This is a genomic window from Rhizobium sp. 05L419 (genome assembly GCF_056397845.1).
This window is the reverse complement of sequence record NZ_JBFTOF010000015.1, coordinates 1-15,359: the sequence shown is the minus strand read 5'-3', so window position 1 is coordinate 15,359 and position 15,359 is coordinate 1. Positions and strand designations below refer to the sequence as shown.

Annotated in this window: 16 protein-coding genes and 1 pseudogene; 12 read left to right on the top strand and 5 right to left on the bottom strand. The window is 60.0% G+C overall.

Annotation, left to right across the window (positions count from 1 at the left end; translation table 11 throughout):
- Positions 1 to 144 precede the first annotated feature (144 nt).
- The 5 genes and pseudogenes from AC1DMK_RS18750 to AC1DMK_RS18730 form a co-directional block, all read right to left on the bottom strand.
- A pseudogene (locus AC1DMK_RS18750) lies at positions 145 to 381 on the bottom strand (PRC-barrel domain-containing protein); the annotation flags it as partial.
- A gap of 65 nt (positions 382 to 446) precedes the next feature.
- Complete coding sequence (locus AC1DMK_RS18745) at positions 447 to 1,334, bottom strand: SMP-30/gluconolactonase/LRE family protein (RefSeq protein ID WP_037059727.1); 888 nt, start codon at positions 1,332 to 1,334, stop codon at positions 447 to 449.
- A gap of 5 nt (positions 1,335 to 1,339) precedes the next feature.
- On the bottom strand, positions 1,340 to 1,972 hold the full coding sequence (locus tag AC1DMK_RS18740; RefSeq protein ID WP_477861004.1) for a 2-dehydro-3-deoxy-6-phosphogalactonate aldolase: 633 nt from the start codon (positions 1,970 to 1,972) through the stop codon (positions 1,340 to 1,342).
- Positions 1,973 to 1,987: 15 nt separating this feature from the next.
- Positions 1,988 to 2,905, bottom strand: a complete 918-nt coding sequence (locus tag AC1DMK_RS18735; RefSeq protein ID WP_037059730.1) for a 2-dehydro-3-deoxygalactonokinase — start codon at positions 2,903 to 2,905, stop codon at positions 1,988 to 1,990.
- Positions 2,905 to 3,666, bottom strand: coding sequence for an SDR family NAD(P)-dependent oxidoreductase (locus AC1DMK_RS18730; protein ID WP_477861137.1), 762 nt, complete (start codon positions 3,664 to 3,666; stop codon positions 2,905 to 2,907). The genes AC1DMK_RS18735 and AC1DMK_RS18730 overlap by 1 nt, the downstream gene beginning before the upstream one ends.
- A gap of 108 nt (positions 3,667 to 3,774) precedes the next feature.
- Here AC1DMK_RS18730 and AC1DMK_RS18725 point away from each other — a divergent pair, with 108 nt between their 5' ends.
- From AC1DMK_RS18725 to AC1DMK_RS18670, 12 genes are all read left to right on the top strand, one after another.
- Entirely contained in the window at positions 3,775 to 4,569 is a 795-nt protein-coding gene (locus AC1DMK_RS18725) for an IclR family transcriptional regulator (RefSeq protein ID WP_477861002.1), read from the top strand.
- A gap of 197 nt (positions 4,570 to 4,766) precedes the next feature.
- Positions 4,767 to 5,498 carry a helix-turn-helix transcriptional regulator gene (locus AC1DMK_RS18720; protein ID WP_037059734.1) on the top strand — a complete coding sequence of 244 codons (732 nt, stop codon included), beginning with the start codon at positions 4,767 to 4,769 and terminating at the stop codon, positions 5,496 to 5,498.
- A gap of 528 nt (positions 5,499 to 6,026) precedes the next feature.
- Complete coding sequence (gene apbC / locus AC1DMK_RS18715; protein WP_037059736.1) at positions 6,027 to 7,178, top strand: iron-sulfur cluster carrier protein ApbC; 1,152 nt, start codon at positions 6,027 to 6,029, stop codon at positions 7,176 to 7,178.
- Positions 7,179 to 7,585: 407 nt separating this feature from the next.
- Positions 7,586 to 8,563 carry a magnesium/cobalt transporter CorA gene (gene corA / locus AC1DMK_RS18710; protein ID WP_477861001.1) on the top strand — a complete coding sequence of 326 codons (978 nt, stop codon included), beginning with the start codon at positions 7,586 to 7,588 and terminating at the stop codon, positions 8,561 to 8,563.
- A gap of 18 nt (positions 8,564 to 8,581) precedes the next feature.
- Positions 8,582 to 10,480: a potassium transporter Kup gene (locus AC1DMK_RS18705; protein WP_037059741.1), complete on the top strand. Its 1,899-nt coding sequence runs from the start codon at positions 8,582 to 8,584 to the stop codon at positions 10,478 to 10,480.
- Positions 10,481 to 10,642: 162 nt separating this feature from the next.
- Complete coding sequence (locus tag AC1DMK_RS18700) at positions 10,643 to 11,857, top strand: cell wall hydrolase (RefSeq protein ID WP_051973909.1); 1,215 nt, start codon at positions 10,643 to 10,645, stop codon at positions 11,855 to 11,857.
- Positions 11,858 to 12,138: 281 nt separating this feature from the next.
- A complete protein-coding gene (locus AC1DMK_RS18695) occupies positions 12,139 to 12,483 on the top strand; it encodes an AtpZ/AtpI family protein (protein WP_037059744.1) in 345 nt (114 codons plus the stop codon).
- Positions 12,484 to 12,556: 73 nt separating this feature from the next.
- On the top strand, positions 12,557 to 13,309 hold the full coding sequence (locus tag AC1DMK_RS18690; RefSeq protein ID WP_037059746.1) for a F0F1 ATP synthase subunit A: 753 nt from the start codon (positions 12,557 to 12,559) through the stop codon (positions 13,307 to 13,309).
- A gap of 71 nt (positions 13,310 to 13,380) precedes the next feature.
- Complete coding sequence (locus AC1DMK_RS18685) at positions 13,381 to 13,608, top strand: F0F1 ATP synthase subunit C (protein ID WP_003588243.1); 228 nt, start codon at positions 13,381 to 13,383, stop codon at positions 13,606 to 13,608.
- Positions 13,609 to 13,686: 78 nt separating this feature from the next.
- Complete coding sequence (locus tag AC1DMK_RS18680) at positions 13,687 to 14,325, top strand: F0F1 ATP synthase subunit B (protein ID WP_037059748.1); 639 nt, start codon at positions 13,687 to 13,689, stop codon at positions 14,323 to 14,325.
- Between the two features lie 3 nt (positions 14,326 to 14,328).
- Positions 14,329 to 14,820: a F0F1 ATP synthase subunit B gene (locus tag AC1DMK_RS18675; protein WP_477860997.1), complete on the top strand. Its 492-nt coding sequence runs from the start codon at positions 14,329 to 14,331 to the stop codon at positions 14,818 to 14,820.
- A gap of 117 nt (positions 14,821 to 14,937) precedes the next feature.
- Positions 14,938 to 15,359: transposase domain-containing protein (locus AC1DMK_RS18670; protein WP_477860995.1), on the top strand; the 422-nt coding region annotated here is incomplete at its 3' end.

Genomic DNA, 15,359 nt, shown 5'->3' with positions numbered 1-15,359 from the left:
TAAACACCGATGGCGCTCTTTGGGACGCCATCGGTTGCGCGGTACTCACTGCGCACTAATCCGAGCCGCGCGCAGTATCCTAGTTGTTGGTGGTGGAACCGGTTGCAGTGGTGTCCATCGCGCCAGGTGCCGGAGCCTATTCGGCCTGACGCTGCCGTCCTGCGTGTTCTGGGCGATGGCAACCTTGTCCATCGGAACGGTGACGTTCTTTTCGCCGATCCCCAGGAAGCCGCCGACGCCGATCACTGCAGCGACGATGCCACCATCCTTCTTAATGATCAGGTCGTTGACGCTACCGATGCTTTCGTTCTGGCCGTTATAGACCGACTGACCGATATAGGTATTTGCGCTGACCTGGTCGGGCGACTGTTCCGTCAGATAGGTGCTTGCACTGGCCTGCCCAGGGCGCCGCTGGCCGCAGCGCCCTGTCGAAACGCTGGCATGCCTTAGAGCACGTAGGCCGGATCGAAAATACCCTTTACTGTGACACCCAGTTCGAGAAGCGCACCAGCTTCAGGCTGTGTCGAGCGCGCCTGATCGTCCAGCCCCTCCCAGGCCGTGGTCACGGCAAGCCGGTCGGCGTTCGGGCCGATGAAGGCAGGGCAGGAGGGCTGTGCGGTCGGGACCTTGTAGCGTGCGATGCGCAGGCCATCGGGGCTGTAGCGATCGACCGATCCGCCTCCCCATCGGGCATTCCAGATATAGCCGTCAGCATCGACCACAGAGCCGTCGATGCCGCCTTGTTCCTCCATGCTGTCGACCAGGACGATCGGCTCGCCGGTCGGAAGCCCGGTTGCCGGATCGACCATTACGCGCATGAGACGGCTGAGCCTGGTATCGGTATAGTAGCCGATCGAACCATCCGGCGAAAAGCAGATCGAATTCGGAATGCTGATCGCATTGAAGATCTTCGTCACCTTGCCGCGGGCAACATGGTAGATCGCCCCGGCATGCGTTTCGGCGCGCTTGCTCATCGTACCGACCCACAGCGCCCCTGAGGGATGCGTGCGGCCGTCATTCGAACGGTTCTCCGGCTGGTCGCTTTCGAGCGCGGCATGGAACGTCAGGTTGCCGCTTTTCGTATCGCGCACGAAAAGTCCCTCTTCGGTCGCCAGCAACTGCCGGTCGGTGTCGATGCGCGCAAGCACGCTCGCCATGACAGGCAGCGCGTGCACCTTCTTTTCCCGCGTGGAAAGATTGAGCTCGTGTAATTCCTTGCCGAGAATATTGAACCACCAGACGGTATTGGTATCGGGATCATACGTCGGCCCCTCGCCAAGCACCGAATTGGTGCTGCAAAGTGTCTTGCCGTCGAACTCATGGATTTCAGTCATGCGTCTCAAGCTCCTACCGCTGCGTCGTAGGCGTAAATGGTCACCTTGGCTCGCTCGGCAACCTCCGCGGCGGTCATTCCCGGCTTGTAGACGCTGGTGCCGAGACCGAAGGCCATGATGCCGGCGTTCGTGTAGTCCGCAAAATTCTTGTCCGAAACGCCGCCGACGGCAGCAATCGTCAGTTCCGGCGGCAGGATTGCGCGGATCGCATTGATGCCGGACGGACCGAGCACGCTCGCCGGGAAGAATTTCAGCCCCGTCGCGCCGGCGCGCGCCGCCAAGAGCGCTTCCGTGGGCGTGAACACGCCGGGCATGGTCACCATGCCGTAGTTGCGGGCGCGAACGATGACGTCGGGATCGACGTTTGGCGTGACAAGCAGCGTGCCGCCGGCCGAATGCAGGGCGTCGACGGCTTCCGTCGTGAGCACGGTACCCGCACCGATCAGGCAATCGGCGGGGGCCATCTTCGCCGCGATCTCGATCGACTTGAACGGCTCGGGTGAATTCAGCGGGATTTCGATCGCCGTCAAGCCGTTTTCGATCAGTGCACCGACCACGCCTTCGGTCTCCTCCGGCTTGATGCCGCGAAGAATGGCGATCAGGGGGCGTTTCATGGTGGGGAAGGGGATACGGTTCATCGCTCTTTCGCTTTCTCAGTTCGGCCAGATGGCATTGGCGGCTGCCGCAAGGCCACGGCGCACCGCGGTATCGGCATCGATCGTTGTGTAGGACAGAGATAGTGTCTTGAAGGCCGCTTCATAAAGGCCCTGCAGCCTGCCTGACGCGACAAGGCTGATGTTGACGTCCGTGCCGGTCTCGGAAAGCCCGCCGGCGATCTCGATGCCAATCAAGGTGCCGGAAATCCTGGCCTGCGCGCCGGCGGCCGCCAGTCCGTGCAGCAGCTGTCCCGATCGCGCGGTGAAGAACAGGTTGGTTGCCATGGCGGGACGCTCGAAGGCGGCGCGAACCGCGTCCTGGAATGCAGCCGTGTCCGCCGGCAGCTGGTCAGCGCCTGCGACAGCATGCGCGAGGATCGTGTGTTTGCTGATCGCGTCAAAGAGCTCGCCGGTCATGAAGCTCGAAAACCCCGTGACGTTGCCGTCGGTGATGTGCACCCATTTCGAATGCGTGCCCGGCATGCAGACGGCCTGCGATCCCTTGCTGCCGGAGCCGAGCGCACCCAGAAGCTGGGTCTCCTCGCCGCGCATGACGTCAGGCATTGCCTTGTCACGCTGGGCCAGGCCCGGAAGAATGCGGACGTCGCGGCTCTGGCCGGGAACGGCGACGGCGCCTGTGAGAATGGCGGAAAGCGAGGTCGGGACATCGATATATCCGGCTTCCACCCAGCCCTGTTTTGCGCCCGCCATACCGCAGACGATCACGGGTGCGGTGCCTGGCGCGCCGACCTTCTCGAGATGGGTCGCGAGCACGGCGGGAAACCCTGTCTTGGCTGCCGTCGTCATGCCTTCGTCGCTCCGGCTTTCGCCAAGGATGCTGCCGTCGGCGCTGATCAGCCACAGCCGGAAGCTGCTCGTGCCCCAGTCGACCGCAACATAAGCGGGGTTTGTCATCAGAAAATGCCTCCATCGACAATAAGGGACTGTGCGGTCACCGCGGACGCACAGTCGGATGCAAGAAACAGACACGGGCCGACAATTGCGTCCGCATGCAACACTTTCTTGATGCACTGGCGCTCGACGGTCCGCGCGATGCCTTCCTCGGTCAGCCAGAGTTTCATCTGGCGATCGGTAATGATCATTCCGGGAAGGATGCAGTTGACGCGGATATTGTCCGGTCCGAGCCTGCCGGCCAGGCTCTTCGTCAGCCCGATCACGCCCGCCTTGGCTGCCGAATAGCCGGGGAACTCAGGCATGTTCAGGAGAAACGCGATCGACGACATGTTGATGATCGCGCCACCGCCCGCCGCCCGCATGGATGGGGCTGCCGCCTGGGCTGCGAAGAAGACGTGCCGCAGATTGGTCGCCTGGTTGTCGTCCCAGTATTCTTCCGTCACTGTCTCGAAATCATGGCGGTCGTCTCGCGCCGCGTTGTTGACGAGCACGCCGATCGGACCGGAATGGGCAACAATCGCGCCGATTGCGCTGCGCATGGCGCCGATATCGCGCAGGTMTGCCCTGTGAAAGCGCACGGGATGCAGGGTGTCGCGGGAGATCCGGTCGGCGAGCGCTCGGCTTTCCGTTTCGGCGATATCGATGAAGGCGACTTTGGCGCCCTGCCTGGCGAAACCCTCGACGATGGCTGCGCCGATGCCCGAGCCGCCACCGGTTACCAGCACGCTACGATCCCTGAACTCCGGAAAAGATGCACTCAAGCTCGTCACCGTTGCCTCCCGGCAGGAAGTTCCATTATATGGAACGTAATTTGACTATGTGGAATTATCGGATTATGGTGCCGCTCCTGTCAAGGCATCGGAACACTTATGATCGGCGGAAGTAACGAAACGATGGAGCGGCGCGAGACGGGCACTCTCGGCAAGTTGATGGTGCTCCTCGATCTTGTGACGCATGCCGATGGACCGCTGCGCTTCACCGATATCCTGGCCGCAGGCGAGCAGCCCCGCGCCACGCTCCACCGTCAGCTCGGCCATCTGGTCGAGGAAGGGCTTTTGGAGATTGATAGCGATGGCCGCTATAGCCCCGGTCTGCGTCTTCTCGAGCTTGCATCACGCAGTTGGGCTCGCAACGAATTCAGATCGATTGCAGAGCCGCATCTCAATGCCCTGCAGCAGTTGACGGGCGAGACAGTGCATCTCGGTGTTCTGCGTGGCGCGTCGGTCATCTATCTCGACAAGGTCGAAGGCCGCCAGCCGGTCAGGATGTACTCGCAGATCGGCAATGCTTCGCCAGTCTATTGTACCGGCGTCGGCAAGGCTGCGCTGTCCGTGTTGCCGGACGAACGCATGAACGCGCTGATCGCCGAAGCGACGTTTCAGCGGTTTACGCCGAGCACGCGAACCGCCGAAACGCTGCTGGCGGAAATGGAGGAGATCAGGAGAAATGGCACCGCGTTCGATCGAGAGGAGCACGAAGTCGGAATTCGCTGCGTAGCAGCGCCGATCTGGTCGGAAGATCTGTCCTTCGTCGGCGGTGTCTCCGTCACCGGCCCGGCCTATCGGCTGACGATGGAGCGGTTGAATGAATGGGCGGCTCCCGTTCGGCAGACGGCGGCAAAGATCATGAGCGGCATGCGCATCGGGCTCGGCCCGCGCCGCTGAGCGGCATCACCATCTTTTGCCCAAAAATAAGAGTATTCTGATATTGTGATTTTGTGACGAATCATCACAATTGAAAGTTGTCAATCCCGTCCTGCTGTGTATCTGCCGTCGGCTTGTGATCGGAGATGCAACTGCAGGCGTAAGACATTGCGTGCCGCCCCTCAATAATCCCCGAGAAACTCGAGTTAAACATACCAATGACCTACGTGCCGAAAGCGTCTTCCGTAGACGTCTACGTAAGCGAAGTCGCCGGACTGAATACCCAGTTCGATATTTTTCGATTCATGAAGAAAGTGACCGAAGCGTATCGGACGCGCGCGTTCATGGTGTTCAATCTTCCTTCCGCGACAGCGCGTGACCTGCAGAGCAATACGGTTATCACCAATTGGCCGGTGGAGCTGCTATCGGCCTATGACCACGAAGGCCTGGTGACGAACAGCCCGGTCATGCGGCGGCTGCGCACATCGACGCTTCCATTCTTCAACGACCTGTCGAAAGCCAAGCTGGATCGCTCGGACGGCAAGGCCGGGATCGTCGCCGCTATGTTCGAGCGCTTTCGGATGACGTGCTGCGCCTATTTCCCGACCCACGACTCGTCAGGTTGCCGCGGCGCGATTTCGTTTTCAGGCGATCGGGAAGGCTTCGGCGCTGAAGAGATGCGTGAGCTGAATTACATCGCCATCCATGTGTTCGACAGGCTTGCCGAGATCCGGACGCTCGACAATCGCGTGGTCGATGCTCTGACCGATCGCGAGATCGACTGCCTCAATTGGACTGCCGCGGGCAAGACCAGTGTCGAGATTGCCGAGATCCTCGCCCTGTCGGAGCATACGATCAATCACTACCTCAACCGCGCGACCAAGAAGCTGGACACCGTCAATCGTACGCAGGCTGTGGCAAAGGCCCTTCGCATCGGATTGATAAAGTGACGCCTGCTTAAATTGCGGGCGAGGTGAGAGGCTGAGCCTAAAATTACGCCAATCAGCGTTTGTTGCCTGGCGTTGCGCAGGGGCATTTTTCAGCTTTCGCGGTGTCTTCCCAACTGGCACGTTTTCTGCTTCTCTATTGCCAGCGGTCCAGAGGGGACCTGGTAACGACGCCGTACAAACGGCGCGACCTGCACGCCGCCGTTCGATGTCTGCGCTCCCATTCGGTGAGACGGGTATCGGGCGGCGGTTTGTTGTATTTTGGATACGCCTTGTCACGCATTGGACGCCCGGCATTCACAATCTGCGCCTTGCAGCTGGCATTTTGAAGAGCCTGCCCTAGGAATCCCTGATGCTTGGTAGCAGACCCGTTGCGCCATCAGGGCGAAAGCCCGGCGGACTTGGTGGCGCGACGGGATCCGCTAGCAGCATGACCCACATTCCCGTCCGTTCCACAGGATGCGCCGATTTTGTTTGGCGAAGCCGCGGCACTCCTCTATCTAGATTGCCGAAACAGGCGATGAGGATGGGATGACCGGCGTTACCAAGGAACAAGTTCTCGAAACGCTGAAGACGGTGCGCGGCCCCGATCTCGAACACAATATTGTCGAGCTCGGCATGGTCTCCGACGTCTTCATTTCCGACGGCAAGGTCTATTTCTCCGTCACCGTTCCGGCGGATCAGGCACAGGCGTTGGAACCGCTGCGGCTTGCTGCCGAGCGCGTCATCAAGGAGATGCCGGGCGTCAAGGGCGCATTGGTTGCCCTGACAGCCGACAAGAAGGCCGGTTCGGCGGCAGCGCCCGTTTCCCGCCCGCAGGCGCATGCAGGCCACGACCATCACGCCCACTCCCACGCCCCGCAGCCGCAGCGCGCAGGCAAGATTGGCGTCCCCGGTATCAACGCGATCATCGCGGTTGCCTCGGGCAAGGGCGGTGTCGGCAAATCGACGACGGCGGTCAATCTTGCGCTTGGCCTGCAGGCGAACGGACTGCGCGTCGGAATTCTCGACGCGGATATTTATGGTCCGTCCATGCCGCGGCTCCTGCAGATCTCCGGCCGGCCGACGCAGATCGATGGCCGCATCATCAACCCGATGGAAAACTACGGCCTCAAGGTGATGTCCATGGGCTTCCTCGTCGACGAGGAAACGGCGATGATCTGGCGCGGCCCGATGGTGCAGTCGGCGCTGATGCAGATGCTGCGCGAAGTCGCCTGGGGCGATCTCGACGTTCTGGTGGTCGATATGCCGCCCGGCACGGGTGACGCGCAGCTGACCATGGCGCAGCAAGTGCCCCTGGCAGGCGCCGTCATCGTTTCGACACCACAGGATCTCGCCCTGATCGATGCTCGCAAAGGGTTGAATATGTTCAGGAAAGTTGAGGTTCCGGTTCTCGGTATCGTCGAGAACATGAGCTACTTCATCGCACCCGACACCGGCACACGATACGACATATTCGGCCACGGCGGCGCCCGCAAGGAAGCGGAACGAATCGGAGTCCCGTTCCTTGGCGAAGTGCCGCTGACGATCAGCATCCGCGAGACATCCGACGCCGGCACGCCTATGGTCGCTTCCGAGCCGAACGGCGTTGTCGCCGGCATTTATCGCGATATCGCAGCCAAGGTGTGGGAACAACTCGGCATACAGCCGCAGCGTCCGGCACCGGCGATCGTTTTCGAGTGACGACACCCTGCGCCGCCAGACTCCCAATTGAGGAGGAAATGTGATCAAACGGCGCAGTTCACGTAAGATGTCTTGATTCTTGTCTAGGTTTACGTCATATGGCGCGCCGTCGCCATGATGGCGATTTTGCGAATGCTCGATGATATCCGGCGTTGCCGGATGCTGCGCCACCTGCGTGTTCGGAGTTCTCTTGTCGGTCGAAGGATTGGTGACTGCGATGCCGTTGCGCGTAAAGCATATCCAGGCCGGGCCGGGATATGACAGGAAGTGTATGACCTTTCTTCAGTTGCTTTCGTTAGGATCGAAGACCGATAACCCGCGCGCCGTCCTGGCCGGCGTGCAGCGGAAGGGCTTTTGATGAAAAAGGCGATGGTCGTGCGTTGGCCTGATTGCCGGAGAAGCGCCCGGTGATCACGGCATACTGTTCCAATTGCAAGTCGATCGAGCTCGGTGACCTATCGCAGGGCCCCGCCTTGCCGAACGACGTCGTGTGGATCGACATGATCGAGCCGACGCATGAGGAAGAGCTGTATATCGAGAAGGCGCTTGCCATCGAAGTGCCGACCCGCGACGATCTCAAGGACATTGAACCGTCAGCCCGCTTGTATGTCGAAGACGATGCCGTCTTCATGACGGCATCGCTCATCTGGAAAGCTGAGACCGGGGCACCGACGCTGACCGACGTCGCCTTCATACTGGCAGGCAAGCGACTGGTGACCATCCGGTACGCAAATCCGAAGTCCTTTGCCTTGTTCATAGCCGCGCTTCACCGCGTGCCGGAGCAATGGCGCAGCGGCGCGGCGCTGCTTGCCAAGCTTTTCGAAACGATCATCGACCGCACGGCCGAAATCCTGGAAATATCGGTAGCGCGGATCGATATCCTATCGATGCATGTGTTCGGGGAGCGCGCCAAGCAGGTCCGCAAGCCCTCGAACTATCTTGAGGAAAAGCTGCGCGATATTGCCGGCCACCATCGTCTTGTCAGCAAGGTTCGTGACAGCCTGGCTTCGCTATCCCGCCTCATGACGTTCTTCTACAACATTCCCGCCGTTCAGCAGGACCGCGACACGAAGGAACTCTGCCGCACGGTTTCGCGCGACATCCAGTCGCTTTCCGAGCATTCGTCGTTTGTCGCCGGTAATGTCACCTTCCTTCTTGATGCGTCTCTCGGTTTGATCAACATCGAACAGAACTCGATCATTAAGATTTTCTCGATTGCGTCAGTGGTCTTCTTGCCACCGACGCTTGTCGCCTCCATCTATGGTATGAATTTCGAACTCATGCCGGAACTGCACTGGGTCCAGGGCTATCCCTATTCGCTCGGACTCATGGTGATTTCCGCCATCATCCCCTTTTTCTTTTTCCGATGGAAAGGCTGGCTCTGAAGAGCCTGTTTTCATTTCATGTCCGAAGGCAGCCATTCTCACGATCAAAAAATGAGGCCGCGCAAGCTCTTTTATCTTGCGCTTGGCTCGGTCGGCGTCGTCTACGGCGATATCGGCACCAGCCCCCTTTACGCCTTTCGCGAGGCCCTGAAACCTGTGGCGATCGACGGGCTGACTCGGTTTGAGGTGATCAGCCTGATCTCGCTGATGATCTGGGCATTGACCATCATCGTCACCATCAAATACGTACTCTTCCTGCTGCGCGCAGACAACGAAGGCGAAGGCGGAACTCTGTCCCTGCTTGCGCTGCTGATGAAGACGGCCAATGGGCACACGGCATTTCTGATGCTGCTCGGCCTGGTGGGTGCCGCGCTTTTCCTCGGCGATGCGATGATCACTCCGGCTCTCTCGGTTTTGTCGGCCGTCGAAGGTCTGAAGCTCGTGGCCCCCAACATGAGCGGCTATATCGTGCCGATCTCCGTGTGTATTCTGGCCCTTCTCTTTGCCGTGCAGTCGCGCGGAACCGGTACCATGGCGCGGTATTTCGGACCGATCACCGCGCTGTGGTTCATTGTCATGGCCGCAGCCGGTATTTCGCATATCTCCGACGACTATGGGATCCTTGCCGCGTTCAACCCCTATTATGCGGTCAGCTTCCTGCTGCACGAAGGCTTTTACGGCGTGGTCGTGCTGGGCGCAGTCTTCCTGACCGTGACCGGGGCCGAAGCGCTCTACGCCGATCTTGGACATTTCGGCCGTCGTCCCATCCAGTGGGCCTGGTTCGCCCTCGTTTTCCCGGCGCTGACGCTCAATTATCTCGGCCAGGGCGCGCTCGTGCTCGGCAATCCCGAGGCGATGTCGGATCCGTTTTATCTGATGTTCCCGAAATGGGCGCTGTTGCCGGTCGTCATTCTTGCGACCGCTGCGACCATTATCGCCAGCCAGGCCGTCATAACGGGCGCCTTCTCGCTCGTGCGCCAGGGCATCAACCTCGGCTTCCTGCCGCGGATGGAAATTCTCTTCACGTCTGAAACGAACACGGGGCAGATCTTCCTGCCGTCGGTCAACACCGTTCTTTTCTTCGGCGTCATCTTCCTCGTCATCAGCTTCGGCACATCCGACGCCCTGGCCACGGCCTACGGCATCTCCGTTACAGGTGCGATGGTCGTCACCTCGATCATGGCCTTCGAGTTCGTCCGCGTGCGCTGGAACTGGTCGATCCCGGTTGCGACGATCGCTCTTGCCCCTCTGCTCGCGCTTGAAATGATCTTCCTCGGTGCGAACCTCTTGAAGATCCACGACGGCGGTTACATTCCGGTTCTGATCGCGACTGCGTTCACTATCATCATGTGGACGTGGCGCCGCGGTTCGGCGCTGCTCATGGAGAAGACGCGTCATACGGATATCCCGCTGGCATCGTTCGTGAGCTCGATCGAGCGCAAGAGCGATCACTCGCCCGCGCACGTCCCGGGCACCGCGATCTTCCTGACCAGCGATCCGGAGTCCGCGCCGGCTGCGTTGCTGCACAATCTGAAGCACAACCATGTCCTTCACGACAAGAATGTGATCCTGACGATCCGAACGGTCAACAAGCCGCGCGTTCCCAGCGCAGACCGCTACAAGGTGGAGCAGATTTCCGAGCGCTTCTCGCGCGTCGAGCTGTTGTTCGGCTTCATGGAATCGCAGAACGTGTCGCAGGCGCTTGCGACCCTGCGCAAGACCGGGCTGAAGTTCGACATCATGTCGACTTCCTTCTATCTCGGCCGCCGCAAACTGGTGCCGGATGCGAAGTCGGGGATGCCCTATTGGCAGGATCGTCTTTATATCGCGCTTGCCAACGCGGCGGCCAATCCGTCCGACTATTTCCGACTGCCGGCAAACCGTGTGGTCGAGCTCGGCTCGCACGTCATCATCTGAGGCGCACGGTCTTTCAAAGACCGGCGTTCAAAGAGATCATCCTTCAAAGAGTCCCGCCATCATGTTGGCGGGGCTCTTTGCGTTTTCACGGCCGCCTGGCACCCGGCGGATCAAATAGGACCACTGCATTAACCAAGCATCAAGGTTAATGAGACATTTTCAATGGCATGTTCATGCGTCTCATGCCGGAGTCTGGTGTTGCGTCCAAATAGCCGTTCCCGTGGCAAGCTGCGTCTCTTGCTTCAAAACTGGAGCTCACCCGCTCTCTTCGGCGTCTGCGGATGGCTGATGTTCCCCGCGACGGCATCGCACGCCGACCTGGCGGCATTGCTAGCCGGCCTCGATCAGGGGCGAGAAAACTGGCGCATGGTGCTGACCAACTCCCCGGCCGGATCGATCCACCAGGCCGAACTCGCCTTTTCCGATCCGATCGTGACCAGCACGATTGCCTCCGGTGCGGGCATGATTCTGCCCGATGGCCGCAAGGTCGCCTTCATGGCAAAGGACAAGGGGCATGAAGCGACGCCCGATGAAGACCGCGTCAATCGCCGCTCCAAGAAGGGCAGGGTGGTCGCCGTCGAGCAGGTGCAGCCGCCCAGAGACTTTTCCGCAGGTTCGATCCTCCAGCGCACCCGGCTTCTCTTCCAGCCGACCTTCGATCTCAAGGACAAGTCAGCCTTCGTGAAGCCGAAGATCAGGGGCAAGGAAATCCAGATCGCAACGAACTTCTATAAGAAAGAGCCGCCGAAGCAGGACCGTGGTGTCTCGCCGATGCTGGCGGGCCTCGTGACCAGCGAAAAGGCCGACGTTCTGGCCGTCGCCTACGCCCCCCCGGCGCCCGATTATTCACGCCAGTCCCCGTTTGATTCCATTCTGACCGACAAGGCCGACGATGGCCGGTTCGTCCCGCAGATCGGTCCGCATGATCACGCCTGGGCGGCGAGCGTGCTGGCGCCATCCGTGTTTTCGGCGACCGAACAGCAGTGTCTCGCATCCGGCATCTATTTCGAGGCCCGTGGCGAAACCGTGAAGGGGCAGGCCGCCGTCGCACAGGTCATTCTCAATCGCGTGCGCAATCCGGCCTATCCGAAGACGATCTGCGGCGTCGTCTATCAGAACGAGGACTGGCGCAATCGCTGCCAGTTTTCCTTCGCATGCGACAACATCAAGGATCGGGTGAATTCGCAGTATCATTGGCGGATTGCTCGCGAAGTTGCGATGGCCGTAACAGCAGGCAAGATCTGGCTGCCCCAAGTCGGCTCGGCGACTCACTATCATGCCGTCTATGTCCGTCCGACATGGGCAAGGACGATGGAAAAGGTCGGTCGCATCGGTCTGCACGTCTTTTACCGCACCTATGGCGGGGGCTGGAGCTGACAAATCGTCGATCCGGCTCCGATTTCAGGCCGGATAAACGCTCCCCAAAGCGGATTCTTTCCTTCGAATTTGCGCAATGGCTCAAAACGTGACCTAAGCATATGTTTTTGCTAACCTATTTTATGGCTGGACAGAAGTCGCCAACGCCTTGACTATGCTTTTTGCTAAAACTATGTTGCGCGCGACTTCAAAACGGGCCGGAAGGTTCTCAAACCTTGGGGTCGTTGTCCTGAAGACCGGGGTAGCGGGATTGCGGACAGCGACAAGCGGAGGAGAGCAACATGGCGGATGACCGTGAGGAAAGTCTTGAGAAGCGCCGCGCGCAATTGGGAGCGAAACTCGCAACCAAGCGCCTAGAGGCGGGGAAGGACGAGGCTGACGAAGCCCGCGCCGAGGTGAGCCGCAAAGGCTATGCCCAGGCGATGAAGCTTTCGAGCGAGTTCATTTCCGCAATCGTCGTCGGCGCTGTTCTTGGCTATGTCTTCGACCGTTTTGTCGGCACGGCGCCTTGGGGGTTGATGATTCTTCTTCTTCTTGGATTCGGGGCCGGCGTGTTGAACGTTATGCGGGCGGCTGGAAAGGTGGCGACACCGACACCGGCCGATCGCGACGACGAAAAGAAATAGGGCCGAGCGCTCCGGCGCTTGGTCCAGTGCAGAAATCCCGTGTCAAGCGGGCCAAAGATAGAGAGAACAAGCGGTGTCTAACGATCCGACCCATCAGTTCCTGATCCAGAAGATTGTGCCGATCGAAGTCGGCGGAATTGATTTCTCGTTTACGAATGCATCGCTTTTCATGGTCGCATCTGCAGCCGTCGCTGCCGGCTTCCTGTATTTCTCCACGTCGAACCGCGCGATCGTGCCGGGCCGCTCGCAGTCCGTTGCCGAGATGTCGTATGAGTTCATCGCCGGTATGCTGAAGGAAGGTGCAGGCACCAAGGGGATGAAGTTCTTCCCTCTGGTCTTCTCGCTTTTCATGTTCGTCCTGACGGCGAACCTTCTCGGCATGTTCCCTTACTTCTTCACGATCACCAGCCAGATCATCGTCACATTCGCGCTGGCGCTGCTCGTCATCGGCACAGTGCTCGTCTACGGCTTCTACAAGCATGGCTTCGGCTTTCTGAACGTCTTCATCCCGCAAGGGGTGCCCGGATTGCTCCTACCGCTGGTGGTTTCCATCGAGATCATTTCGTTCCTGTCCCGGCCCATTTCGCTCTCCGTTCGTCTTTTCGCGAACATGCTCGCCGGCCATATCACGCTGAAAGTGTTCGCGGGCTTCGTTGCCTCGCTTGGAGCGCTGGGTGCGGTGGGTATCGGCGGTGCCGTTCTTCCTCTCATCATGACGGTCGCCCTGACCGGTCTCGAGTTCCTCGTCGCCTTCCTCCAGGCTTACGTCTTTGCGGTGCTGACTTGCATGTACCTCAACGACGCGATCCATCCGGGTGGCCACTAAGGGATACCGACATTGACGCCGAAGTGCGTCAGTCAATTCGCCGCAACACAACCATTTCAAAGGAGTTCAACATGGAAGCGGAAGCAGCAAAGTTCATCGGTGCAGGCCTGGCTTGCTTTGGTATGGCCGGCACGGCTCTCGGCCTCGGCAACATCTTCGGCAGCTACCTGTCCGGCGCTCTGCGCAACCCGTCTGCCGCTGACAGCCAGTTCGGCCGTCTGGTTTTCGGCTTCGCCGTTACGGAAGCTCTGGGCATCTTCTCGCTGCTCGTCGCTCTCCTTCTGCTCTTCGCCGTCTAAGTCAGGCGCACTGAAGGATCACGGCCTGCGACCCGCAAGCCGTGATCCTTTGCATTTGCAGTACACCTGGAGGTGAGCATGTTTTTTGTGACCCCGGCTTACGCTGAAGAAGCCCCGGCGGGAACCGCAGAAACTGGTGCAGCTACCGGTACAGACGCGCATGCCGCCCCGGCCGCAGGCGAGGTCCACACCGAAACCGGCGTGCCAGCCGAACACCATGGCGGTGTCTTTCCGCCTTTCGATTCGACGACTTTCGCGTCTCAGCTGCTGTGGCTGGCGATTACGTTTGGCGTCTTCTTCGTGCTCATGCAAAAGGTCATCGCGCCGCGCATCAGCGGCATCCTCGATCAGCGTCACGACCGCATTGCTCAGGACCTTGACGAGGCCGGCCGCCTGAAGGCAGAAGCCGATGCGGATGTTGCCGCATACGAAGCCGAGCTCGCTACGGCTCGGGCCAAGTCGAACGCGATCGGTTCTGCCGCACGTGACGCTGCCAAGGCGAAGGCAGAAGCCGACCGCCGAGCAGTCGAGGCAGGCCTTTCTGAAAAGCTCAAGGCTGCAGAAGGCCGCATCGCCGATATCAAGGCGAAGGTATTTGCTGACGTCGGGACGATCGCCGAAGAAACCGCAACCGCCGTTGTCGAGCAGCTGATCGGTGGCAATGCCGCCAAGGCTGACGTCGCCGCTGCCGTTGTAGCGGCAAAGAAGGGGGCTTGATCGATGGAATTTGCATTGGACGCAACATTCTTCGCATTTGTCGGTCTCATCCTGTTCCTGGCGCTGGTCGTATACCTGAAGGTTCCAGGCATGATGGCAAAGTCGCTTGACGACCGCGCTGACCAGATCCGCAACGAGCTGGCGGAAGCCAAGCGTCTGCGCGAGGAAGCCCAGCACCTGCTGGCCGAATATCAGCGCAAGCGCAAGGAAGCCGAAGCGGAAGCCGCGCATATCCTGGCAGCCGCCGAACGCGAGGCCGAGATGCTGACCGCTGAGGCCAAGAAGAAGACGGAGGAATTCGTCGCAAACCGCACAGCGGTTTCCGAGCAGAAGATCAAGCAGGCCGAAGCCGATGCGATGAAGGCGGTTCGTTCCGCTGCCGTCGACCTGGCGATAGCCGCTGCCGAAACCATTTTGGCAAAGAAGGCGGATGCCAAGGTTCAGTCCGAACTTTTCGGCAACGCCGTCGGTGAAGTCAAGAGCCGTCTCAACTGAGTTGAGCAGCACGCTTTCCAAAGGCCCCCTCGTGGGTAATGCGGTTCAGTTAAGCAGGCTTGGGTAAGTTTTATCGATCAGGATGGGGATTCGCTTCCCATCCTGATCGTGTTTTTGATGTCGCGCACCATTGGTCATTCTGCCGATTTATCGGCTCTTTCGCGGGCGATTGATCCAGACTGGATCGCCCGGGCTCTTGCGGTTACAGGCAAGGCCAGCATCCGCAAGCGCAAGCTGCCGGCCGAGCAAGTGGTCTGGCTGGTGATCGCGCTTGCACTCTACCGTCATCAGTCGATCCCGGAGGTGGTGGCCCATCTTGATCTGGTGTTGCCGGATGAGGTGAACCCGGACATTGCCAAGAGCGCTTTGACGCAAGCCCGACAGCGCCTGGGCCAAGCGCCCTTGGCGCAGCTCTTTGCCATGAGTTCGGCCTGTTGGGATGAGCGTCATCAATCCGGCCGGTCCTGGCGAGGGCTTGCCCGCTATGCGGTGGACGGCAGCACGCTGCGCACGTCTGACAGTGAGGAGAACCGCGCGCA

Excerpts from the sequence above, each read along its gene's own strand:
- AC1DMK_RS18745 (WP_037059727.1), bottom strand. The coding sequence starts at position 1,334 with ATGACTGAAATCCATGAGTTCGACGGCAAGACACTTTGCAGCACCAAT.
- AC1DMK_RS18680 (WP_037059748.1), top strand. The coding sequence starts at position 13,687 with ATGTTTTTTGTGACCCCGGCTTACGCTGAAGAAGCCCCGGCGGGAACC.
- AC1DMK_RS18705 (WP_037059741.1), top strand. The coding sequence starts at position 8,582 with ATGTCCGAAGGCAGCCATTCTCACGATCAAAAAATGAGGCCGCGCAAG.
- AC1DMK_RS18735 (WP_037059730.1), bottom strand. The coding sequence starts at position 2,905 with ATGACAAACCCCGCTTATGTTGCGGTCGACTGGGGCACGAGCAGCTTC.
- AC1DMK_RS18720 (WP_037059734.1), top strand. The coding sequence starts at position 4,767 with ATGACCTACGTGCCGAAAGCGTCTTCCGTAGACGTCTACGTAAGCGAA.
- AC1DMK_RS18685 (WP_003588243.1), top strand. The coding sequence starts at position 13,381 with ATGGAAGCGGAAGCAGCAAAGTTCATCGGTGCAGGCCTGGCTTGCTTT.
- AC1DMK_RS18725 (WP_477861002.1), top strand. The coding sequence starts at position 3,775 with ATGATCGGCGGAAGTAACGAAACGATGGAGCGGCGCGAGACGGGCACT.
- AC1DMK_RS18740 (WP_477861004.1), bottom strand. The coding sequence starts at position 1,972 with ATGAACCGTATCCCCTTCCCCACCATGAAACGCCCCCTGATCGCCATT.
- apbC (WP_037059736.1), top strand. The coding sequence starts at position 6,027 with ATGACCGGCGTTACCAAGGAACAAGTTCTCGAAACGCTGAAGACGGTG.
- AC1DMK_RS18700 (WP_051973909.1), top strand. The coding sequence starts at position 10,643 with ATGGCATGTTCATGCGTCTCATGCCGGAGTCTGGTGTTGCGTCCAAAT.
- AC1DMK_RS18695 (WP_037059744.1), top strand. The coding sequence starts at position 12,139 with ATGGCGGATGACCGTGAGGAAAGTCTTGAGAAGCGCCGCGCGCAATTG.
- AC1DMK_RS18675 (WP_477860997.1), top strand. The coding sequence starts at position 14,329 with ATGGAATTTGCATTGGACGCAACATTCTTCGCATTTGTCGGTCTCATC.